The sequence below is a fragment of the Croceitalea sp. MTPC5 genome (assembly GCF_036985505.1).
Lineage (GTDB): Bacteria > Bacteroidota > Bacteroidia > Flavobacteriales > Flavobacteriaceae > Croceitalea.
In genome coordinates this window covers 610,947-635,147 of record NZ_BTGQ01000001.1, presented here as the reverse complement: position 1 = coordinate 635,147, position 24,201 = coordinate 610,947, and the positions used below count along the sequence as shown (strand labels likewise).

General features: G+C 40.0%; 21 protein-coding genes. 16 read left to right on the top strand and 5 right to left on the bottom strand.

What is annotated here, in order from left to right; all coding sequences use genetic code 11:
- The first annotated feature begins 11 nt into the window (after positions 1-11).
- The 7 genes from AACM45_RS02880 (at position 12) to AACM45_RS02850 (ending at position 8,432) form a co-directional block, all read left to right on the top strand.
- Positions 12-1,193: a PQQ-dependent sugar dehydrogenase gene (locus tag AACM45_RS02880; protein WP_339140635.1), complete on the top strand. Its 1,182-nt coding sequence runs from the start codon at positions 12-14 to the stop codon at positions 1,191-1,193.
- Positions 1,194-1,237: 44 nt separating this feature from the next.
- Positions 1,238-2,341, top strand: a complete 1,104-nt coding sequence (locus AACM45_RS02875) for an MBL fold metallo-hydrolase (protein ID WP_339140633.1) — start codon at positions 1,238-1,240, stop codon at positions 2,339-2,341.
- Positions 2,342-2,410: 69 nt separating this feature from the next.
- Positions 2,411-2,710, top strand: a complete 300-nt coding sequence (locus AACM45_RS02870) for a DUF1905 domain-containing protein (protein ID WP_339140632.1) — start codon at positions 2,411-2,413, stop codon at positions 2,708-2,710.
- Positions 2,711-2,975: 265 nt separating this feature from the next.
- Entirely contained in the window at positions 2,976-4,907 is a 1,932-nt protein-coding gene (locus tag AACM45_RS02865) for a hypothetical protein (RefSeq protein ID WP_339140631.1), read from the top strand.
- Positions 4,908-5,738 carry a DUF2490 domain-containing protein gene (locus AACM45_RS02860; protein ID WP_339140630.1) on the top strand — a complete coding sequence of 277 codons (831 nt, stop codon included), beginning with the start codon at positions 4,908-4,910 and terminating at the stop codon, positions 5,736-5,738.
- Between the two features lie 32 nt (positions 5,739-5,770).
- Positions 5,771-6,631, top strand: coding sequence for an MORN repeat-containing protein (locus tag AACM45_RS02855; RefSeq protein WP_339140628.1), 861 nt, complete (start codon positions 5,771-5,773; stop codon positions 6,629-6,631).
- Between the two features lie 148 nt (positions 6,632-6,779).
- Positions 6,780-8,432, top strand: a complete 1,653-nt coding sequence (locus AACM45_RS02850) for a hypothetical protein (protein ID WP_339140627.1) — start codon at positions 6,780-6,782, stop codon at positions 8,430-8,432.
- Between the two features lie 37 nt (positions 8,433-8,469).
- Here the strand turns inward: AACM45_RS02850 and AACM45_RS02845 are convergent, their stop codons facing one another.
- The 4 genes from AACM45_RS02845 to AACM45_RS02830 all read right to left on the bottom strand — a co-directional run bounded on the left by AACM45_RS02845 (position 8,470) and on the right by AACM45_RS02830 (position 12,397).
- Positions 8,470-10,248 carry a hypothetical protein gene (locus tag AACM45_RS02845; protein WP_339140626.1) on the bottom strand — a complete coding sequence of 593 codons (1,779 nt, stop codon included), beginning with the start codon at positions 10,246-10,248 and terminating at the stop codon, positions 8,470-8,472.
- Between the two features lie 308 nt (positions 10,249-10,556).
- The gene (locus tag AACM45_RS02840) at positions 10,557-11,357 is read right to left on the bottom strand and encodes a helix-turn-helix domain-containing protein (RefSeq protein WP_339140625.1); all 801 of its coding nucleotides are present in this window, start codon (positions 11,355-11,357) and stop codon (positions 10,557-10,559) included.
- Positions 11,338-11,547 (bottom strand): hypothetical protein, encoded by a 210-nt coding sequence (locus tag AACM45_RS02835; RefSeq protein ID WP_339140624.1) that lies wholly within the window; start codon positions 11,545-11,547, stop codon positions 11,338-11,340. Before AACM45_RS02835 ends, AACM45_RS02840 begins: the two co-directional genes overlap by 20 nt.
- 373 nt (positions 11,548-11,920) lie before the next feature.
- Positions 11,921-12,397, bottom strand: coding sequence for a hypothetical protein (locus AACM45_RS02830; RefSeq protein ID WP_339140623.1), 477 nt, complete (start codon positions 12,395-12,397; stop codon positions 11,921-11,923).
- A 210-nt stretch (positions 12,398-12,607) separates the two neighbouring features.
- On the opposite strand from AACM45_RS02830, the gene AACM45_RS02825 reads away from it, so the two are divergent.
- The 7 genes from AACM45_RS02825 (at position 12,608) to AACM45_RS02795 (ending at position 21,726) form a co-directional block, all read left to right on the top strand.
- Entirely contained in the window at positions 12,608-13,453 is an 846-nt protein-coding gene (locus AACM45_RS02825) for a hypothetical protein (protein ID WP_339140622.1), read from the top strand.
- Between the two features lie 571 nt (positions 13,454-14,024).
- On the top strand, positions 14,025-15,110 hold the full coding sequence (locus tag AACM45_RS02820; RefSeq protein ID WP_339140620.1) for a M15 family metallopeptidase: 1,086 nt from the start codon (positions 14,025-14,027) through the stop codon (positions 15,108-15,110).
- 68 nt (positions 15,111-15,178) lie between these two features.
- Complete coding sequence (locus tag AACM45_RS02815) at positions 15,179-16,510, top strand: hypothetical protein (RefSeq protein WP_339140618.1); 1,332 nt, start codon at positions 15,179-15,181, stop codon at positions 16,508-16,510.
- Complete coding sequence (locus AACM45_RS02810) at positions 16,510-17,604, top strand: S8 family peptidase (protein WP_339140616.1); 1,095 nt, start codon at positions 16,510-16,512, stop codon at positions 17,602-17,604. The genes AACM45_RS02815 and AACM45_RS02810 overlap by 1 nt, the downstream gene beginning before the upstream one ends.
- Entirely contained in the window at positions 17,601-19,520 is a 1,920-nt protein-coding gene (locus AACM45_RS02805) for a hypothetical protein (RefSeq protein ID WP_339140614.1), read from the top strand. Before AACM45_RS02810 ends, AACM45_RS02805 begins: the two co-directional genes overlap by 4 nt.
- A 47-nt stretch (positions 19,521-19,567) precedes the next feature.
- Positions 19,568-21,178, top strand: a complete 1,611-nt coding sequence (locus tag AACM45_RS02800; RefSeq protein WP_339140612.1) for a patatin-like phospholipase family protein — start codon at positions 19,568-19,570, stop codon at positions 21,176-21,178.
- A complete protein-coding gene (locus AACM45_RS02795; protein WP_339140610.1) occupies positions 21,175-21,726 on the top strand; it encodes a hypothetical protein in 552 nt (183 codons plus the stop codon). The genes AACM45_RS02800 and AACM45_RS02795 overlap by 4 nt, the downstream gene beginning before the upstream one ends.
- Positions 21,727-21,813: 87 nt before the next feature.
- Here AACM45_RS02795 and AACM45_RS02790 read toward each other — a convergent pair whose 3' ends face one another.
- On the bottom strand, positions 21,814-22,725 hold the full coding sequence (locus tag AACM45_RS02790; protein ID WP_339140608.1) for a LamG-like jellyroll fold domain-containing protein: 912 nt from the start codon (positions 22,723-22,725) through the stop codon (positions 21,814-21,816).
- Between the two features lie 275 nt (positions 22,726-23,000).
- Between AACM45_RS02790 and AACM45_RS02785 the strand changes: the two genes are divergently transcribed.
- Together AACM45_RS02785 and AACM45_RS02780 are read left to right on the top strand one after the other, a co-directional pair.
- Positions 23,001-23,570, top strand: a complete 570-nt coding sequence (locus tag AACM45_RS02785) for a Crp/Fnr family transcriptional regulator (protein ID WP_339140607.1) — start codon at positions 23,001-23,003, stop codon at positions 23,568-23,570.
- Between the two features lie 106 nt (positions 23,571-23,676).
- Complete coding sequence (locus AACM45_RS02780) at positions 23,677-24,153, top strand: hypothetical protein (protein ID WP_339140606.1); 477 nt, start codon at positions 23,677-23,679, stop codon at positions 24,151-24,153.
- Positions 24,154-24,201 lie beyond the last annotated feature (48 nt).

Here is a 24,201-nt window from a genome sequence, read left to right as displayed (position 1 = left end):
AAATGGCTATTATGACAAATAAGTACTTTGGCCTAGCGGTCATAATCTCAATGGGCTTATTATTTTCCTGTAAAGACCAGAATACCCAAAAAGAAACACCACTTGTGCAATACGACGAGGTACCATCAACATTGCCGATAGATCGGTTGAACCTACGGCAAGGGTTCAAGATCGAGGTATACGCTGATAGTATTGACGGGGCCCGTTCTATGGCAATGGGTGAAAACGGCACCTTGTTCGTAGGTACCCGAAATGAGAACAAAGTGTATGCTATACAAGATAGGGACAACGATTTTCGGGCCGATAGGGTCATGGTTTTGGATTCATTGGAGGTTCCCAATGGTATTGCATATAAAGACGGTGCGCTTTATGTTGCTGAAGTGGGCCGTTTATTACGCTATGATGACATTGAATCGAAACTGGATGAATTACCGAGTCCGGAAGTAGTCTATGATGACTACCCGACGGAATTCCATCACGGTTGGAAGTATATCGCTTTCGGGCCCGACGGTAAGCTATATGTACCTGTCGGTGCACCTTGTAATATTTGTGACTCAACCGTAGTGGATAAACGGTATGCGAGTATCACAAGAATGGACCCAGATGGAAGTAACCGTGAGATTTATGCCCATGGGGTGCGAAACACGGTCGGTTTCACATGGCATCCTGAAACGAAGGAGCTTTGGTTTACCGATAATGGACGTGATATGATGGGTGATGACGTTCCGCCTTGCGAATTAAATCGAATAGCAGAGCAGGGCCAGCATTTTGGATACCCATTTTGTCATGGTGGCGATGTTGAAGACCCTGAATTTGGCAAACGGCGACCTTGTTCCGAATTCATACCGCCTGTACAGCAATTAGGAGCTCATGTAGCTCCACTCGGTGTGAAATTCCATAGTGGGAAGATGTTTCCTGAACTGTATAAGAACCATGCCTTTATCGCCGAACATGGTTCATGGAACCGATCTTCGAAAGTGGGCTATAAAATCTCAATGGTTAAACTCGATGATAACGAAGCCGTTTCTTATGAGACTTTTATAGATGGCTGGTTAGATGAAGAAAGCCAAGAACGTTTTGGTAGGCCAGTTGATTTATTGTTCTTGAAAGACGGGTCCATGCTGATTTCCGATGATTTCGGGGATGCTATCTACCGCGTTAGCTATGTAGGTGATGAAGTAGCCATGGACTGATGTACATTTGAAAGTTGAAAAAGCTTAAGAAAAGACTGAGGTTTATGCTATGGATCGTTTTGGGTATTGTACTCTTTGTTGCGATTGGCTACCTATCCTTTGTCAATTTCTATCCAAGTTTTGGGGGCACCATTTCTAAAGAGTTACAATTGAAATATACCTCTTCCCCAAATTTCAAGAACGGCAAATTTGTAAATACGGACCATTCCATACCCAAAAAGCTAAGTTTTTCGGAAACCTTGGGTTTGACGAAGAAGTTCTTCTTTACTAAGGTCCCCAAAGGTCGTCCGGATGCAAATATTGAGGTAAAAAAAATTGATTCCGCTGCTATTGCCGACTATCAGGGCCCTGCCAGGCTTATTTGGTTCGGACATTCAGCATTTTTACTGCAAGTCGAAGGTAAAAACATCCTGATCGATCCTATGTTTGGTGATGTGGCGGCCCCACACGATTGGTTGGGTACAAATCGATTTAATTCGCAAATGCCTATCGATATTGCCGAACTCAATAAGATTGATGCGGTTGTAATTTCCCATGACCATTACGACCATTTAGATTACGGGTCCATTAAAGAACTAAAGACAAAAGTGGGGCATTATTTCACACCCTTGGGGGTGAGGACACACTTGGAAGCTTGGGGTGTGGCCAAAAATCGGATTACGGAATTGGACTGGTGGCAAGATATCGATTTTGAAGGGATCAAATTGGTATGTACCCCCGCACAGCATTTTTCGGGTCGTAAATTTGATAATGGCCAGAGTACTTTGTGGAGTTCGTGGGTGATCCAATCCAAAGAAGAAAATATCTTTTTTAGTGGTGATAGTGGTTACGCACCCCATTTTAAAAAGATAGGTGATAGCTATGGCCCTTTTAAGTTTGCAATGATCGAATGTGGGCAATACAATGACATGTGGCCCGATATCCATATGTTTCCTGAAGAGACGGCACAAGCTGCGGTGGACCTGCGAGCCAAAACAATGATGCCCATACATTGGGGAAGTTTCAAATTGGCGTTACACAGTTGGACGGATCCCGTGGAGCGTGTAACCAAAAAGGCACGGGAACTTGAAATACCCATGGTCACCCCTCAAATTGGGGAATTTATTTTGTTGGATGATCTTAATAACAACACGACTTGGTGGGATTAATTTGCCATATGGTAAGGCAATGTCAAGCCTAATTGGAATAACTAGATAATCAAAAAAGTTGAAAGAAAATTGCAAGCCAAAATCAAATATAATTTTTCAGGCAAAATATGGAAACACAATGCTAATGGAGGATGGTTTTTTGTTTCCTTACCAAAAGGCGTAACCAAAGAAATTAGGGAAAACCTACGATGGCAAGAAGAAGGCTGGGGACGTATGAAAGCCACCGCCGTAGTCAATGGAATGAAATGGGATACCGCCATTTGGTTCGACAAGAAATATGGTACCTACCTGCTTCCATTAAAAGCGGACATTAGAAAAAAGGCCGATTTGAAATTGGGGGATACCATTACACTGGCTGTTTTGATATAGTTAAAATAGTCGCGCAAGACCATCGAACTTCGCATAACCGGGTCTAATCGGCTTGTTGTACTAAAGTCATCGAGCCCTACCTTTTTTAAGCCACATTGTACGACTATCATGGTTCAATCTTAGGGCTTATCGGCTCGTGCTATCAACATCTTAAAATAATCGTGCCTTATCGACATCTAAAGTTGTATACTATTCGTATTAGTAGTGGACTAACTTTCATTTTAGGCACGTGACATACAATATACCTCATTGTTTACGGATTATTTTGAACCTTATCTTTTTTGGGTTTTTCCTTATCTCGGCCCGAGCTCAAGACAATCTCCGTTACGAGGGCCCTTTGACCATCGGTAATTATACAGGTGACGCTACGTATGGTTATGTCGTTTCAAACGGCGATACGATTTTAAATGGTCCATTTCGACTCAAACGGGCAAATCTTGATGCTCTATTGCAAAAACAAGATTATTCTTTCGACTTCTCTGGCCGTTATGTAAATGACTATCCGACCGGGTTTTGGGATTTTAAGTTTGGCGAGTTCAAATCAAACAATGAATCTCAAGTCATAGATTACCAATATCGTGTTGCCGTTAGTGGAATACAAGAAGAAGCATCGGGTAACTTGGTCAAAGGTAAGCCTGATGGTACCTGGACATATACCGTTAATCGCATCGAAGACTCCGAGGTTTCGCAGACCTTATTTAAAAGTAGCATTTTATTTGACAAAGGCGTTCCGCAACAAAGTTTCCGTATTGAAAACGATAGTCTGACCCTTGCAGGTCGTTTTTTAAGAAATGGACTGGCCCATGATGAATGGTCCCTATTTGAATCCACTGGGCTGGGTGCTGCGGAGAGTTGGTTCTTTGATGATGGTTTATTACATAAAATCCAATACGAATTGGATGGTACTTTAACAACGATACCAATTTATCAAGATAGGCCGAATCGCACGCAAATCGTGAACCTAGATACCCGCTATATTAAGGTTTTGACTATTTGGCAATCTTTAGATCGAACTTCCAGCACATCGATTGGTGGTTCTATGCAGTACCTTCTTTCTGAGAATGCTACGTATTATAAGAAAATCGATGACATTCTCTCAGAACTTGGAAAATCCTCATTTCTACCCGAATTCAAGGTTAAGGTACCGTTCTATCCGTTAACCGATAATGAAGAACGCACACTTGATTCCATTACGCAACAATTTGAGAAGGCTAAAGGGGCCAGCGATTCATTTTTAAGCGATACGCAACTGAATATCTTAAAACTTTCAGATGAGGAAGCTGCCTATTTGTATGCTGTAACGGATAGTATCTCCAAAAATTTTTTAAACCCTATTGCCCGCATATTGGAATACCGGGAACAAGAAGTCTTGAGACACCTTCCTTTAGGTGCATTAATAGAAAGCCTTTGGCCTGATGGCAAACCGACAACGAACATCGGGGTTACCATAACATTGGATTCCATAACCAAAGAAAAAAACTTTGAAGCTTCGAATACCAAAGGATTCCAATTTTCAAAAAATGATGTTGCGTCCTTAGGCGAACTTATGGACTACGCTTCCATCTGTATGGATTCCATTCAGCAGGTTCTAAATAAAAGGCTGACCAATGAAAAACGTCAGCAAGAACTTGTGGCCATAGAAGAACGTTTGATAGCACAACAACAACAGTTAAAGATGTACGTTGACACCGCCAACGTAAGTAGCAATGCAGAGCGAAAAGCTTTAAATCAATTAAAATCGTTGGCAGATGCCGAATTGACCGAATATGCCTCTTTAGAAGGCTTAGAACCTAAATTAAAAGATGCCCGTGACCTTTTGGACTGTTTCGAGGCGTACGGTTATTTAGCCCGTTCCGTTGCCTTATTACCTGATAACTGGAAAACCATACAAGAAAAGTACAAAGACAGGATTTGGAATCCGTTTATGGCCACTCTTATGGATGAAGAGGTCAAGAAACGAATCACCTCTGCCTATAGAAAGGCATTGGTTCCTTATTTCTTGGCAAAAATTTCCCCAGGGCTTGAGTGTGATGAAGTTGAACCGTTGAATGCTTTGATGCAAGATACCTATCAGCGCATGTTGGAACTTCGCCTTGAGAACACGGCAAAACTAGAGCGAAAACTTCGTAGAACAACAGATCCTGAAACGGTATTGGAGTTGTTCGGCTTAACATCAACCCTAAAAACAAAAGAGTAGATGAAAGGTCGTTATAAGAATACAGCTATATTCGTGGCGTTTTTATTGATGTATTGCGCACAGGGATTCACCCAAGAAACGAATGAAGAAGTGCTTCCGCCATTTTCTGAATTCAAAGATCCAAAAACACGAACCTGGTTCAATACCTATGGAAACATTCGAATTTCAAAACGTTTGTTTTGGGTAGCCCAAACCCATTTTCGGTTTGAGGAAACAGAAGAAACGCCATTTATCGGGCAGATTGGGCAAGTCTACAACCGTCACGCCATTGGGTACATCTACAATAAGAAGATCAATGCCGCACTCGGGGGCGTAATGCGTATCAATTTCAATACCGATGAAAGCTCGACAGATCGAAACGTGGTTCCGGAATTTAGAATATGGCACCAGTACCAGTTCGCCATGCCCGTGTACAGTGCAATGATCTATCATAGAATTCGTATTGAGCACAGATGGACCCAAGGTTTTGAAGAAAACAGTGAGTATATCTTTCGCAATAGATGGCGTTATATGTTCAGGGCAAAAATTCCATTGAACAATCATAAGCTAGAACCTAAAACCCTTTATGTTTCCCCAGAAGCCGAATTGATTATGCAAAGTGGCCGTGCCGTGGTAGGTAGTGTTATGGAAGATTTACGCTTGACCACAACATTGGGTTACATTCTCACGCCCCGTTTGACCGTAGCTGGGGGGTTGATGTATTCTCAGGGACAGACCCTTGAAAATGCCGGTATTTTCAAACAAAACTTAACACTGCGTTTCCATCTTTATTTTTCACCCGATTTTAGAAAGGTGCGCAACAAATTACCGGCAATACATCTAAATGATTGATATCGTACGTAAGTACTACAATATTTGGTGAAATGAAGAAAAGACTATTAATCCCATACATTTTGTTGGCCATTTCATTGGTTCTCATAATGGTGTTCCTCTTTACCACTAATGGTTTAAGAAATCAATTGGATCAATCGAAAACCGAGCAAGCGGCCCTAACTGAAAAAATAGGGGTATATCAAAATTTAACGGCCATGGACTCCCTTGTGGTTCAGAATGATTATCGCTCGGCACTGAAAGGCTATCACGACCTGCAAAAGGCACAAGGCCCCGATAGTCTAACGATCCAATATCGAATTCTATTGACCGAAAGACTAAAGCGTTACCAATTTGAAAAAAATGAGTTATTGGCTATTGAAACGCTCGAGGATTCCAGTATTGTAAAAGAAAATGCGACCCCTTTAGAAATCAGGCGTTACGATTCTTTGAGTTTTGCCCATGAAAAGGCAAAAATACAGCTTAAACGGCTCCGAAATCAGCTGCAGCGGAAATCCGCCGGGGAATATTTGACCTTTAATAGTAAAAAAGGGAACCAAATGCATTACGTAGGGCAGGTCAAGAATCATAAGGCAAATGGTGTAGGTATCGCGTTATTGGATTCTGGAAGCCGCTACGAGGGGGAATGGCTTAATAATGAGCGTCATGGTAAAGGTACCTACTACTGGCCCGATGGAGAGTACTATATAGGTGCTTATGAAAATGATAGACGAAACGGTCTCGGTACCTATTATTGGCCTAACGGAGAAAAATACGTCGGTTTTTGGAAAGATGATAAACGTAATGGTCAAGGCAAATTCTACGGATCTGATGGTGCCATTTTAACAAGCGGTGTCTGGAAGAACGATAAGTTGGTAGAAACCGACAAAAAAGAAAGAAAGGCCAGACGCTAAATGAAATGGGGCATTTATCCATTTCATTACTTCACCAGATTGACATTTCATCACGCATTTAAGACATTTCGGTAAGGTTGTTTGGCTTCTTGATAGGGGATAGTGGAGCTTGCACAAAAATAGTGTATCAATCAACAAAACCCTAGTGATGAAAAACGTTTCCGTACTTCTAATTGTATTGTTCAGTGCTACCATGGGCGCCCAAGAGCAGCTTACCTCTGAAAAATGGCAAGAAGATCTCAGATTTCTTCAAAGGACGGTTCATGAAAAGTATCCGTTCTTATTTAAAAAAATAACTGCGAAGGCTTTTGATGAAAAAGTTGAGGAATTCTATGTAGCCATTCCAAATATGCAAGCGCATGAGGTCGTTGTGGGCTTTTCGAGAATAATAGCCTCGTTCAAATATGGCCATACCAGAATGGGCTATAGTAAGAGCCCGGTTCCTTTTCATCATATCCCCATTGATTTTTATGAGTTCAAAGATGGATTATTCATTAAATCAGCACATAAAGACCATGGAACTATTGTCGGGGCAAAAATTGTGGCAATTGAAGGAGTGAAAATCAGTAAAGCACTTCAATTGGTGGCGCCAACGGTTCCACTTGAAAACGAACAATTTTATAAAGGGTATGGGCTAAACCATCTCACTTTTCCAGAAGTCTTACATGCCCAAGGGGTAACGGATTCTTTACTGGATAGTTTCACTCTTACACTAGAAAAAGACGGAATACAATTTGACTATAGCATACCTTCTACAACGAAACCTGATGCACCCATGAAATATGGAGAGCTCATTACAGGGACTGATTGGGTTGATGGGCGCGATAGATCGTTTACGCCATATTACTTAAAAAACTTTGATAAAATCTATTATTTCGAATTTCTACCAAAAGAAAAAATAGTTTATGTGAGGCATAGCAGGATTAGGAACGACGAAAATGAAAAAGTTGAGGACTTTTATAATCGGGTTTTTAAATTTATTGAAGTCAATGATGTTGAAAAGTTCGTGATTGATGTCCGTTTGAATGGTGGTGGAAACAATTTTTTGAACAAACCGATAATCACTGGAATCATAGCCAATACAAAAATAAACCAACCGGGCCGGTTCTTTGTTATTACAGGTCGTCGCACCTTCTCAGCCGCTCAAAGCCTGATCAATGAATTGGACAATTACACCAACGTGCTTTTTGTGGGGGAACCTTCTAGTGAGAACATCAATTTTTATGGTGACAATAAACGAGTAATCTTGCCGAAGTCAGGCTTACCGGTGTATCTTTCATTCGCTTGGTGGCAAGACAAACCCCAATGGGAAAATGCTGATTTTATTAAACCGCACTATCCCGTGGAATTTACCTATAATGACTACGTGACCAATCAAGACCCTGTCTTGAAGACCATTCTAGACTTTTACCCCACAAATTTCACTATGGAACCATTGGTTTACCTTAATCAACTTTTTGAAGAGGGCAAATCAAAAAAAGCGATTACCGCAGCACAGCGCATGGCCAAAGACTATGCCTATAGCTTTATTGATTTTGAACGTGAAATCAGTAATAAGGCCTTCATATTGTTGGGTAACGATAACGAGCGCGCGCTCTTTTTCTTTGAATTGGCAACGGAGGTTTTTCCAAAATCCCAAAATACCTGGGCTAATTTAGGCCAAGCACAATGGGAAACGGGTAATTTTGAAGGTGCTAAAAATTCTTTCGAAAAAGTGCTGAACCTATCCAATGATGGCAGTGCCGCCGATGTAAAAGCCAGAAGGATGCTTCAGAAAATTGAAGCCAAAGAAAAGAAGTAGTTGTATTGGAATACCGTAATAAAGCTTTCAAGATCCTTTAATTTTTAGCTTCCCAACCCATAATTTCATAAGTGGTGTCATTAGCGTCAAGACTATAACGCATTGGCAGCCATTCACCACTATCATCTTTCGTATTATTTTTCATAATGGCTTCGGTTTTCCAATTGCCCCTTGAAAATTTGAATTTTGCGGGCAAATGTAGTTCTGTGGTAATTTCCCTTTCATAATCAGAGATCTTTCGTAAGCGAAATATAGGGTTCCAATTGGTTAGGTTTCTCTGATTTCCCGCTATATAAACATTGTCATCTTTATTCGGAACCTTGACCTTGATCTTTACTTGGTAGGCTTCATTAGAAAGACCGATACACAGCTGATGCGAACTGTAAAAATCTTCATAAATGGAAGCTGTCGTTTTTACAGGTGTTCTACTGTCTAAAACCTCCTTTCCATCAACCACGAACAAATAATTATAGACACCCTCATCAATCTTGTATTTACCTATCCATTTGCCATCTTTCTTAATTAGAAAATCAAAAGCTACGGGTAACCCTTTTACAAAGACTTGTTTGGCATCTTGAAACCCGTTTAGCTCAATGGTAACATTGGTGTTTGCTTCAAAATTCCCCTCAAAAAGATTTAAGATTTTATCCACCTCCATACTGGTATCAGGAACTTCCTTCTTATAATCCTTTACTATTGCTTTTGCTTTTTCAACATTGCCATTTTGATAGTATACGATTGCTCTTGCAGAACGCATCCAATGTCCTGTAGGATTCGATTTTAAATGTTGCTCTAAAAACGGCAACAGTTCCATATTATAATTTTCCTGAAATAAATGGACGAAAACAGCTAATATTTCCTTCTTTCTTTCTTCAGACAAATCAAGCCCTTGGTACATTTTAAAGGTTGACATTCCCCCATGTTTTAGATAGTTGTCGTACAATACCGATATAGGATGGGTTTTGAACAAATCACGGATTAAATAAGATTTTCTACCTTTTGATACTAATTCAGAAATTGAAGTCTTAAATGGATTTTTGTAATCTGAAGTAAAATAAAACCAAATATCCCCGGTATTAAGGTTCTGTATATTGGTATAAATGGTATGGCCCCCGTAAAAGCCTTTCCCTTTTATAGAGGTCATTTCACAAATATCGGTGAAGGAAGCTAGCCCGACTTCTTGCTTTTCAAGATTCTTCTTTACGATTGGAAACCTCCAATAACGCTCTTTATTAGAACTATCCTCATTTCCGCAGATATCGAAATTAGTCGAAATTTGATACTTCTCGTTTTTTAATAGTCTACTGCCCGAAGGGCCAATAATCCCATAGTTTCCATATTTGTCGGCGAGATGCATCTGTGCACTATTAAAGCCAACGTCAAACCAGTAAACATCAAAAAATTCCATTACTTCTTGTACGGTCTCAAAATTGGCCAGAATATGGCTTAATATTTTAAAGTCTCCCTGCGGAAAACTTTTCTTTTCATGCAAGTCTTTAATCAGGGTCGTGGAAATTGAGTTAAAATCATAAAACAGTCCCGCTTCATTCATACCGCCCTCGATACCACCGTTTTCGCCATTTTTTTCAGATTCATAGGAAAGTGTGAAATAGCTATATTTGGTGTCTTCCGTTTTAGGAAATACATTGATATAGTTGGCAAAACTATAAGAGCCGTCTTCATTATTTGCGGCCCATACATGACCATTTTTGTCTTTACCACAGAAGATTGTGCATGCAGTCGTGAGATTAGGAAGCATCATAAAGAACGTTAAATAAGTAAGACCGATCGTATTTAAAACTGATAATTTGCGCATTACTTTTCTCATTTTTGAGTCTTTAACTTGAGTTAGACTTAAGAACCCCGTCACTTATTTGGTTTCTAGCGGTTTATAAACTTATGTCAGGTTGAGCGCAGTCGAAACCTCTTTAAATATATATTTTTTCAAGCCCTCGACTGCGCCCGAGGTGATAATTGCTTGTTTTTGTTGGCATTTGTCCTCTTTTGGACCGACGGTTACATTGAACCCACATTATTCAAATGGTAGGGTACTATTTACCCCACTTTAGTTATCAATACAAATTTAAGCCTACAAAGAATTAAGATAATTGTAGAAATCTGCAACTAAACCGTAGCTACGACTAAATTCTTTTGCTTAGAAAATTCTTTTGGGGAGACACCACTAAAGCGCTTAAATTCTTTGGTAAAATGAGCGTTGTCGAAATAGCCTAAATCTAGAGCAGTATGTAAAATATTGTATCCCTTTTTAAGTATTATACTAGATTTTCTTAAGCGAATAATAGTTTGATATTCTTTTGGGCTGATCCCGATATATTTCATGAAATCATTTCCCAACGTTCTGATGGACTGTTTATATTCAGGAAGTAAATCGGCCATACTTTGCATTCCATTATGTTTTTTAATGAAGATGACGGTTTGTATAAAATTGTGTTTGATTACAATATTGCTTCTGAATTCCTTTAAAAACAAATGACCAATGGTTTTTGAGGCCATTAGCTTTTGTTGGTCACATTGCCAATCGATTTTAGCTAAAACCTTAGTGGTTTCAATGAATAGATCGGAAAAAATAATTCTGCCATCAATTATTGAATCCACTAAATTAATAGCATGATTTTGAGATAAAATGGCTAAGGTCCAAGGTTGAAATTTTACACCACAGACCTTGTAAGGACCTGAGGCATTTAGATGACCAGAAAAACGCAATTGCCCCCAAAATAAAATTTTATTTGGTGAGACTACGTCTTTATTACGAGCACTAACAGAAATAGGACGATTAGCGACCATCAGCTCTGGATGACCATCAGGCAAGAAAAAGCTATGCTCGGGATCATAACATTCGAAATAGTAAATGCTGTTTAAATAATCATTGTAGGGATAGGGTATTTTAAATTCTTTTATCTTCAAAAGGAACTAAAAACTTTTGTTGGTGAAAAATCAGGTCAGCACTAAGATAGACGTATTTTTTAGCGGAATAGTTGCCTTTAGCATTTTGATCTGAATAATTCGCCTTGGCAGAACCGGATAAGGCAAAATATTTTGCCTTCCTTTTTCCTATGGGATTTATAAACCCAATCAACCCATCACTTCTTTTCATATCACCTATCCTTTTGCGGCATACAGAAGCCTATCCTTATATTTTCAATGCTTCTTGGCTACCACATAAAGTAAGACGCCCTACAGGGAATTTTGGAACTGAATTGTACATCGGATTCATAAAAGCCCTTTTTGGTGGAACAATTTTCCATCCCTCTTTTCGAAACAGTTCTATAAGGTTATCACTAAACAAAGACACCAAAAGATTATGATTTAAAAAGGGGATGTCATTGTAAAATAGGGTCGTAGGTATCTTGGCTATATCAGTCGTGGTATCTGATTTTGAAAATAGGGCAGAAGGGAGGTGCTATTGCGAATCAATGGATTTATTCTTGTTGAAAACACATAGACCAACGGTGATTCGTATAATCGATTTAAAATTTAAACTTACTTTTTAAACGTAAAAAGCCAGCGCCTTTTCTTCCTATACCTAAAGGTGTAACATCACTGTCGTTTAAAGGTTTTTCAAAAGAAGCTTCCATCATAAAGCCTTCTTTCACTTCGTGCCCTATGCCCATAAGCAAATCCATTCTGGGCGGTTCACCAGCTAGTCTAAAATCCCATTCCGCTTGGGCACCACCAAGAAGATACGTCTTCTGCGAAATGAATTTTTTTAACAGGATAGGAACCCTAAAACGTTCGGCAATCAAATCGCGATGGTAAAATCCGCTTAATGCCACATCAAGGCCATTGGTCAATCCATAAGTAACGTTAAAATCGGTATATCGTGAATTGTCCCCAAAATCAGGATATCCGAAGCTATCGATATTTAGTGCTGGTTTTTCGATTTCCTGCGCTTGCGACCAAAACTGAAAACAACCTAAAAAAACCATGAAAATCCACTTTGTCATAACACCAATTTACTACATAAATGTTTGTTTGCCCATTAAAATCACTTGATTTACGAGTTATTTAACTGTTAAAAAGATTTGATGTTATTGATACATTAATTTAAAACGGCAAGTGTATAACTTACTTTCCTTCAATATCTTACCAAGATAAATACTATGATTTAACAATTTTCTACAGTAGAATTGGCTATATTTAAAAAAATAGTTGTGATGAGAACGAACCTTTCCACTAAATGGGAACTACTTTTGTTGCCCACTTTTTTTTTGATACTGTTGTTAAGTTCATGTAGCAGTTCTTCTTCCACTGAGGAAGTGCCGCCACCATTACTTAACGAGCCGGTCGATGCAAAAGCCGTTTTATTTGTGGGCAATAGTCTGACCAATAATAATAGCATGGCTGAAATGGTACGCCAAATGGCTTTTACCACAAACCGCTCCCTTTTATACACACTACATGCGCCAGGTGGCACCACGATTGCAGAACATGCCAGTTCTACCGAACTGGAGGCTAAAATCAACTCCCGGGAGTGGAATTTTGTATCCATCCAAGCACAGAGTTTTGCCTTTGTCCAAGATACGCCTTTCGTTGAAAACAATGTCTTTCCAGACGTTTTAACGGTGGTGGATAAGGTCAGCGCCAATAACAGTTTTACCATACCACTCTATTATATGACTTGGGGACAGAAAGATGGGGACGAGACGCTCTGCGGCCCATTACCGGATTACTGCACATTTGAGGGTATGAACGGAATTATTAAAGAGAATTACCTGAACATAATGAACAGAACCAATGGGCAGGTCAGTCCAGGCGCGGAACTTTGGAGTGTTATCAGAGATCGTCATCCTGAGTTGGATCTTTATGCATTTGATGGCCGTCACCCAAGTATATTGGGTAGTTATGTCATCGCATTATCGTTCTATACCATGATTTTTAAAGCAGACCCAACTGAGGTTACTTGGCACCGGGATGAGCTCGATGCGGCAGATGAAGAATTACTACGAGACATAGTTAAAGAAGTGGTTTTTGACCGGATTTCAGAATGGCAGGCAAATTAAAGTGAATTATTGCAGCTGTATTTTCTTTATCAAGAGTACTACGACCGGGTATAATTGTTGATTAAATTGCTTCATTGTAAACGGCCCATATAGATTGGGCTGTGTATCTATACCGTATTAAAAACGGTATCTTACGATTAAGAAAGTACATCAAATTACCGTGTAATCGACGACCTAGACCTCGATTTAAGAACCCACTGAAATAAACCTTCTTGTCAACTACCAAATCTACGTTTTGGATTCTTCCAAAAAATGACCTTGTATGGAACAGTGGCATGTTTTTCTTAAAAAAAAGGTTTTTTGTAAGAAAATAAACTCAAAACGAGACAAGAACCTTAGAATTTATAAGGTTTTCCTATAGTTGGATTTAAAAGCTAATTTTTATATTTAAACACTCCAACCAATAGACTTCCTACAATTGAATTCCCCCATGGAAATTACCCAAGATCGGGTATTGACGAATTCTTGAAAATAGTCAAACTTTAGCAAATGCAATAAAATTTAAGAACACCAACTAAACCAATAAGACCAGTACGCTTAGTGCAAAGTGGACAACCAAAACCAATTGAAAATGAACGTGAATATTCCGTCGTATTTAGACAAAGAATTTGTCATCAATGACAACTTGGCCCTTATTCGCAACCCCAATAACCTAAAACAATTTTCTAGGTATAAAAGCGGTGATACCATTCCTCCCGATTCCCAAATAGGGCAAAGGAAACAAATCCCTTTACGTACAAAGGTCAGGGCTGAAGCGGTAAAAACGGATAGTGCGAAGAATGTTTATGTGTATGCCATACCTATTGATGCCCCTAACTTTATCCCCTCAGGTTGGACGCGTTCAACGAATATAGCTGGAGGGCTTCTCAATGAGATCGTAAATTACGTTCCAGCAGAATGGGATTTGGAGCCCATGGGCGATAATTTCACCGTTATAGACAAAAATGCACTTGTCCGTCAAGGTCCCTCCAATTTCGATAGTATCGGCGAGGTTGTGCCTTATGGCAGCTATGTGGAAATTACGGCACGTTCGAGGCAGACGAATCCTATTGGAAAATATGTTCGAATACGCCATGTGGTAATCAAAAATGGTATTTTGACCTCGGGTGAGCCTATAGGATGGACGCATTCCAGCAATTTAGTCGCGGGAAATTCGCAGGTATTCAAAACGGAACAATGGGCGCATAGTAAAGGGGACAATGCTGCATGGCGAAGTGGTAATTTCATTGGGGCTAAAATACTTATTGCAATCATAGGGACCGGAGGCCAACTGCAGAAAATTGCCATGGAAACTTTTGAACCGTATCTGAGCTTAATGGAAGCGGCCAAAAAGAATAATCTTACTATTAGCATTACCAGTGGGTTTAGAACATTTGCGAAACAAGAACGACTTTATGACGGTTGGAAAAATGGAGAGGCCGGTTTTAATCGAGCGGCCAAACCCGGACGCTCGAATCATCAAAATGGAATCGCCTTTGATTTGAACACCATAGGCTTTGAGGGCACCGTACTTTATGATTGGTTAAAGGATAATGCCCCGCGTTTCGGGTTTATCCGTACCGTAAACAAGGAACATTGGCATTGGGAGTATCTACCCGATACGGCAAATGAACTTCGTGCCGAAGGCAAATTTAAGCTAGATAGGGTCACCAAATAAAACCTCAAAAAGAATAGCCGAACCAATCCAAAACCAAAATCGATCTTAAAAATTCAAAATAGCACAAAATGACAGGAAGTGTAGCTTTAGACGTTGTTATCGGACTTGTTTTCATATATTCCATATACAGTCTGTTGGCGTCCATCGTTCAAGAGATGATTGCAAATTTTCTGGGCTTACGCGCCAGAAATTTAAGGCATGGCATAAGTAGGATGCTCAAGGACGAACCGAAAAAAAAGAGTAGTAACATTGTTACGAGAGCAGTCTGGGATACTAAAGAACGCCTAAAGCGCAATCTTATCCCAGAAAAGGAAACACATAATTTGGTGAAAGCCTTTTATGAGCAACCAGTTATCAAATACCTCGCCTCAGGGCGCTTCTTTTCAAAACCCTCTTATATCAATCCGTCAGATTTTTCAAAGGCCCTAATGGAAATCCTCAAAGCAAAGGGTGACCCAAATTCCTCGGTAATAGATAGGGTAAGGGAGGGCTTGTCAAATGCCGATCAAGATATGGGGGAAGAGACCAGAACCTATCTGCTTTCACTATTAGAAGATGCCCAAAACGATTTGGTAAGGTTTAAGTTCAACCTAGAGGAGTGGTTTGACCATACCATGAATCGTGCAAGCGGGTGGTACAAGCGTACCATTCAGGCTATTTTAGTATTAATCGGTTTCGGGGTGGCGGTATGCTTTAATGTGAATACGGTGGAAATCGTATCGATCTTGGCCAAAGATGAAGCGGCCAGGGATGGTATGGTGCAACTAGCTTCCAACTACATGAACGAAAATGAAGAGATCTTAGCGCTGTACAGGAAAGGGCAAAAAACCTCGGATACCCCTGAAACGGAGAAAGATTCAATTAACGAAGAAGTTGTTGAAGCACCAGTAGATGAACTCACCCTTAACAGGATGGATTTCGATAGTAAGCTTGACAGCCTGTTAAAAGTAAGAACGGATTTGGAAAAAGATCGTGAAGAGGTGAACAATATTATGGGTTTTAGACCAATTGAGGATTTGCCTGCCGAACCGTTGACCACTTATAAGGGCGAACGTACTTCAAGACACCGTATTGTCGAAAGCTGTGGCGAAGCGTATATCGTCACGTTCCCAAGTGCCTTTTTGGCGAACAGAACGAAGGATTACTATAGTATTGAGAAAAGAACGGTTGGTACGAAAACCGATACCTATGCCGCTTTTCAAGACATACCGTATATATGGGCCAACTTTTGGGGCTATCTCATCACAGCCTTCGCGATTTCACTAGGGGCACCTTTCTGGTTCGATATACTCAGTAAGCTGATTAAGATTAGAAGTTCCGTACAAGCAAAATCAACAACTGCCAGTATAGCGGAAAATAGGCAACAGGGGGCAGTTCCGGTAAATGAAAGGGTAGGCTAATGAAAGTGACCGTCACGAAATATCTGAACGTTAGGGTCGGTGAACCTAGCATAAACGCGCCCAATTACCAGTATTTGGTACCAGGTTGCGTTATCGAAGTGGATGGGAAGCTGTATGAAGGGGAACCTTTTCATGGCAATACCCTGTGGTATAAGGATAAAGCCGGAAATTATTATTGGAGTGGGGGGATTCATCCCAATCCTGAGCTCCTTTCACTAATTACGGATTCCGATTTTTGGTTCGAAAAACTTCACATAAATGATATTTGGGAGACTTATGCTGAACAAGGAGATCAAAGTACAGTACTCATTTTAGACACTGGAATCAATGATGAGCTTGACACTTTCTCAGGAGCCCTTTACGAAACTCCTAAAAATTTTGTGCCGGGTTCCACAACTACAAAGAGTGTAGATCCCCAAAATCATGGTACTCATTGCGCGGGCATAATTGCATCTAGACCTTTGAAGTACAGAATTGGTATCGCACCATATTCAAAATTAATGGTTGCCAAAATCAATGAACGTGGGTCACTCAAAGATGCCAGTAGCATGAATGACGCCTTAGAAGAGTATCTCAAACCCAAATACGATGGGCTAATAGATATTATATCCATTAGCCAATCTTTGCTATTGTCCGATGTAGACTTGGAGAGACTGATTAACGAACATTTGGCCAAAGGTAGGATTGTCATCACTGCTATCGGAAATGATAGCTTTCAGGAAAACCTGAATATTGAGCAATATCCTGGATTTTACAAAAGCACTATTGCTGTTGGAGCCTGTGAGCGAGATCATAGTTTATCCAACTATACGTGTTATCCATCAGCAGTGGATATTTTTTGCTATGGTACCGATATTAAGTCATACACAAAGGAGAATTACCCTTTACCGCTTACGGGAACAAGCCAGGCCACGGCCATGGTATCGGGTATCTGTGCACTGGTCGTTTCTTATTTAAAAAAGCGGGGTGAAACGATATCCAATACCGAATTAAAGAAGTTACTGCAACGTACCGCGATTCCCTTAACAAACAACAATGATTACAAATTGATACAACCTAAAATGATTTTTGAACAATTAATACTAGCCGTATGAAACAGTTACAACTTACTAAAATGTATTGGCCGGTGGTGTTGGCATTGACTTTGTTTTTTAGTGGATTACATGCACAAGACCAAGACAGAATAGCCTATTATGATGCTATTGCCCTGTCCAAATTATATGAAAGCAACAAACCTGATGGAATACCCGTACTTAATGCAGAAACTTGGGAAGTCTTAAAATATTATTATCCAGATAGATTGGATTTGCCTAAAGTGTTTACCAACCCATTCTTAAAAAACTATTTCGCACAAGGGACAAGTGCAAGTCTTTTGGGTACAGCTGAATTTAGCAAAAATCTAGAGCAGGGTTTCGGTGGCCTAGGAGGCCTCAATGTCACAACCATAGCTGATGGCCTCGCTAAGTTTTTGGTAAAACGAACGAAACAAGAATTAAGTATCAACTTTTTTCAACGATTTATTGATGTTTTGGAGGACGACAAAACCAAAGATCTACAGCTACTCTTTCCAGATACCTATGGGGTTTTAAAAATCGTAGATCAAGAAGTATATCAATTCGCAAATTACATCAACACCCTACGGGAGACCTTTGAGAAAGACCTTCAAAATATCCTGACAAATTTGGAGGCCTATTTGGATACAAACCGAAAAAACCGATATGCCACTGATGGCAATGATGAAATTGCACAAAAAATCGAATATTTTCAGGCGGCCTTGTTGCTAGTGAACAACATACGTCAGGGCAGTCATCCTGCAGAGGCCATTGGCAAATTGAAGGATGTATCCTTTCATCCTAACAATAAAATACTGATTGATGTAAAGGAAGCCGCAAAGGTTTTTACAATTTTTTCGAACTCCTTAAGGTCCACCAATGCTAATCGGTATTGGATAAATACTGAAGAATCAAGGGTACTCACGAACCCTGTGACCTTCAATATTTATTTGGGGTTATTATACCAACAATATGGAACTGTACCCATCTTTCAACAATCCTTTGGGGAGTATTTAAAAAAGGTTGCCGAAAATGATGCCTTTATAGAAAATTACAAGAATTACATTAAGAAGTTCATTGAGCAGTCAGAAAAAGTGGCACTGGCCATAACCGACATTAAACAGAAGAAGAATGCTGGCGAAAAACTGGATTCGTATAAAGAATTATTTCAATCTTCGGTTGGATTATTAAAAAACCTTGAAGAAGTTTCAAAACTTAATTTTGGAATAGAACTTATCGAAAAGAATGGAGTTATCCATATTTTTAATCTGGTCAATAGTATTTATTTAGATATCAATGAAGGTAAGTACAATGCGCTAATCGTGGATTTATCCAACCTTTTGACCAAAATTTTTGGAGAACGGAATTTTGCATGGAAAAACGAGTTGGTGCGATATGGCACCTTCGTCGCCAATGTGGCCAAAGCTGAAGATAGTGATGAAGTACAGGCAGCCATTGAGGCCATAGCACTACCTGTTGGCAGCGCTTCCATAAAAAAAGGATCTAAATTTAATGTAGCCTTAAACTCCTATGTTGGTCTTTCAGGGGGATATGAACGTAACGGACAGACTGGGGACTTTGATTTTAGTCTAGGTGTCAATGCCCCTGTTGGGGTAGCCTTAAGTTGGGGGCACAATACTACCAAAAGGAGCGGTTCAAGCAGCCTCTATTTTCCGCTTATTGATATCGGGGCGGTAACCAGTTTTCGATTTGGTGATGACCAGACCGAGGAGCTTCCCGAAATTAAATTGGAAAATATTTTCGCCCCCGGTGTTTATTATGTTTATGGCTTCCCAAAAGCGCCGATTTCTTTGGGCCTAGGTGGGCAGTTTGGGCCTCAGTTGCGTGAAATCACATTGACGGATAATTCGAATCTCGACAACGGGATTTCCTTTACCCTACAATTCTTTATCGCAGTAGACATTCCCCTACTTAATTTTTATACCAAATCAAGATAGTTCAAATCACTGCTTATAAAATGTCATCCATTCAAAAGTGTAACCGTATGTTCGAGGATTTTAATTTTAGCAAGGAAGATATTTCCCTAGCGAAAAGTTTTTTTGATGAGGCCGATGCCCTGCTGCAAGCTTCAATAGCAGACCCAGAATCCGGGCTTGGTAAAAAATTGGATGAAGAGGGGCAGATTGGCATCAATTATATATCCGATGCCATGGTTTCTGAGATTACCTTGGATAGCAATGGCGATGAAGTACCAAAAAAGCGGCCTGTTATTGACTTGGTACAACAAGGCGGTGGTATGTGGGGTATCGCTCTGTTGGGGTACTGTTATATCTTGGAAAAAGTGGGTATTCGTTTTTTTAGTCATGGGGGCACCAGTGCCGGTGCCATCAATGCCTTGTTTTTATCTTCCATTCCGGCCGGTATTTATAAGCTACCCCCATACGTTCGAAAGGAAACTGCCAATAGTTCGCTTAAATCGGAATTACTAACGCTAATGGTCTCTAAAATGGATTTTTCGGCCTTTATCGATAGTAAGGGTATTGCACAGTGGTTTCAGTTAAAATTGTTCAAAAGTGTACGATCTGGACGGTTACAGCTACTCATCGGTCTCTCATTGGTACTCATTCTTAGTTTGGTATATTTCATACTGAGTGTAACATTGGTCGAATATGGTATGACCACTATTCAGGATGTGAGCTACTTTTCCTTTGTAATCGGAACCTTCAATACCATCGCCTTAGTCTTATTGATTTACATTTTGATTACAAAAAAATTAGGGGAACGGTTCGGGTTGAACACTGGTGATAAGTTTTTGGATTGGGTCAAAGGGAACCTTGAAATACTGGGGATACAAACGACGGAAGACCTTTATGCCAATTTGGGCAAGACTAATCTAATACGCGAAAAGAATACCCCCGATAAAGAGGGCGCGATGATCTACACCGTACAGAACCCGGTGACCGAAAAGGGGAATACAACCAAGAAAACCCCTCGGGTCAAATCAAAACACCCAGAATTGGTATTCATCACGGCCAATTTAACCCACCATCGTATTGTGAGGTTTCCGGCACGTGCTGGCGATTATTGGGAGAATCATATGAAGGTACATCCGGCTGCCTATGTGAGGGCGTCTATGTCGTTACCATTTATATTTGAGACCTTTGTCCCGAATAATGACACGCATTTCAGTATTAAGGAACCGGCCAATAAGGTGAAATTTGAGGTTCGCATGGTCGATGGCGGCATGTTATCCAATTTTCCCATACGTGATTTTCACAGAAGTGATGGTAAATCGCCTAGTTTTCCAACTTTTGGGATATTACTTTCAGAACGTCCTAAGATTGCATCACAGAAACATATGCAAGGGAAGAAAAATACCCTTGCCCGATTTATTTCCAGTTTTATCTCAACCTTCAGGAATTTTTATGACAACGACTACCTTCTAAATCAAGAAGAGATAAACATGTTGATAGAAACAGTGAATACACTACAAGAGGGCAGTAAAAACACCCATATCAATTGGTTGGATTTTGGTATGTCAAATGACGACAAAAAGTTGTTGTTTAAACGAGGTGCGGAAGCGGCTATCAAGCAACTTGTAAAATTTGATTGGGAAACGTATAGGGGAATTCGGCAAAAAACAGTCACCAGATGAGTTATAAAGACAAATTGAATAGCGCAAGTAATAAATGGGCCATACTTTTCATAGGTACCATCGTAGCATTTCTACCATTTTACCATAGTGACGTCATCAAGGTTCCTAAATTGGGAAAATTACAGTTTTCACGGAAACTGGAAGAATTCAATGCCCTGGCCTTGAAATTATCCGATGCCATTTATAATAATCTGTTGTACGATGTGGTCTTTATAGCGGTATACACCCTATTTTTTTATTTCGCCTTTAAGGTCTTTGAACTCTCTTCGAAAGCATCCTTTACAAAAAGGTTCAAAATGGTATTTGTCATTCCGGGTATTTTAGACCTTTTAGAAAACCTACTTACCTGCCACTTGCTTTCAAATCCTGATAAAACACTGGTCTTTGATATATTTTTCTGGGTCGTAAGGGCGAAGTTTACGGTCATCATCCCCTTTGTGATCATCAATTTCACCATAGTCATCTATTATCTGATTAAGCTCTATGATGCTTATGTGATTCGAAAAAAAGAACGTCAAGAACATAAAACGGCGATTCGTAGCGAATAAGGAAAGCAGGGATGTTACCTGGACTATGACTGGTATATACGTTTGGCATACCATCAATTTTCACGAAGGTCCATGTTGTTCCGGTCGCTACGGTTCCAATAAGTCGTGTACCCCGTTCTTTAAATGATAAAGCGTATTGATTTCGGTGTCGGTGAGCTTTCGGTTGAAAATGGACAGCTCATCCATAAGCCCAATATAACCAAGCCCTAAATATATATTGGATTGTTCTGGATTCCATGTAAAAGGGGTTCCGATGGTATTACGGCTACCCCTGTGTTCTCCATTGATGTAAAGTGAGGCTTGACCATTTTCGGTGTTCAGGTTGGAAAAATTAATCAAAATGTGGGTCCATGCGTCACTACCGAAGGGTGGATTTTTGACCCCGGTAAGGCGATTTATGAATATTGGATTTTCATTATCAGGTCCTTTGGGGTTTGGATTCCAGACCTCTCGATCCCCTATAACGCCCAATCTAAAATCACGCGGGTTTTCTTTGGTAAAGTCTACCCAAATAGCGGCGTCATTATAACCCGAATCGGTAATTTGAATGGGATCGCAATACCCCGGTTCCAAGTCCGTTTCAGGATCTAGGCTTAGCCAGAAAGAAATGGCACCGCTCCAGTTTTCCGTATTATAGGCCACGTTCTTTTCACTGGCATAGTAGATCGTGCCGCGACTACGTGCCGTAAATACCAGACCAGACCCATACCTTCCTTTTCCCGCTTCCCTTCGAATATCGGTTTTATGCAAGCCTTGTCTGGCCGAATCCCTCTCCCTTCTATTGGGTACGGTATATAAATGGGCATCCCCTAAGGCAAAATCCGCATCTATGGAGTCATCGAATGAGGCATAAAAGGTAAGCGCCTCTTTTAAAATGGTAGCTGCTGGGTTTTCTGAAGTTATTTCCTCGGCTGATTTCTTTTGCTTGCAAGCGCAAATCAAGATAAGGTTGAGGGTTATTAAGAGGATGGTGGTCGTAGCGGTTGGTTTAAGTGGCATGGCATGAAAATAAAATTTGTTCTGCTATCAAAGATACCTATTAATGGATTTGGTCTTTAGTACGTTGGATTGCTTCTGATTCCTTTGAAAAGCGTTTTAAAAGTACAAAATTGAGTATTGAAAACACTATTCAGCAGCACAAGGGAATAAAATATAAAAGACAAACGGATTGACGAACAACAATCAAATCATGAAAAAGACTGTAAGCCACACGCTGCCCTTCATATAACAACATTTCTCGATTTGACCTAAAAGTGTATCTTTAATATATGGAAATGCTGCGTGCGTATTTTAACGGTTTTGGAGCGCTCTCCGAAGCAAATATGGATTTCTTATTAGGCCATATTCACGAGGGGAGTCTATCAAAAAAGCAAAAGCTTATCCAAGCCAACCAGACTGTTGGTTCAATTTACTTTGTAACAGAAGGGTTTCTACATTATTACACGCATAATGATTTTGGAAATCAAGTAACCTTAAAGATTATCGCACCAAATTTTTGTTGGACGATCATGGATAGTTTCTTCCATCAAAGACCGACCTTAGATGAATGTCAGGCCCTTAGCGATGTGCGTTTCCATGAACTTAAAAAATCGGATTTTTTAAAGATCAAGGCCAAGAATGTAATACTTAGTAATTTTATCCAAAACATTACCGAACAGATTTTATCGGCCAAAGCATTAGAAGTCAGAAAACAGCTAAGCATGTCAGCGGAAGAGCGTTATCTCGATATCTTAAATACAAACCCCAAGATTGTGCGAGAGGTTCCCGTAAGTATCTTGGCTTCCCTTATAGGAACTTCTAGGGAAACCCTTCATCGAATTCGTAGGCGACTTTCCGCAGCTTGATTTCTTAATTTTTTGTTAGTGTGTCATATGACACAGTTTTTTTATGTCGTATTCGTGATTTTTAGGTATTGATATCCATACATAACACCAAAAAAATCGAGAAACCATGAAAAAGCTAATGCGAATCTTATTTATTATTGCCCCTTTAATGTTACTAGCGCAATCAAACAAGGCTGAAAAGGTATATACGTATGCCCTGCAACTTGATACCCCGCAAGAAAAACTGTGGAACACCCTTATCGATTTTCCCAACTTTGACAAATGGGATGATTCGGTGGTCGATGTGCGATGTGCCGGAGCGCTCAAAAAAAAGGGTATTTGTCAGGCCATCTTAGCCACAGGTGAACTCTTTGAGATTACGATTACTGATTTTGTCGAAAACGAGGGCTACACGTTACGGTATAAATTGTCGTCTGGTAACGTATATGTCAAAAGGGCCATAGACCCAAGTAACAATACCCTCACCGAAACGGTTTGGTACACCGGAATTTCAAAAAGGACCTTTGAGAAATACAAAGGGAAAGACTATAAGGAAATTCAAGAAAAAAGAATGCTGGCGCTAAAAGAATATATCACGGATTAAGATTAAACCCTAACTACGAGGTGATCTTGCCATTACCCAAGAGCGATC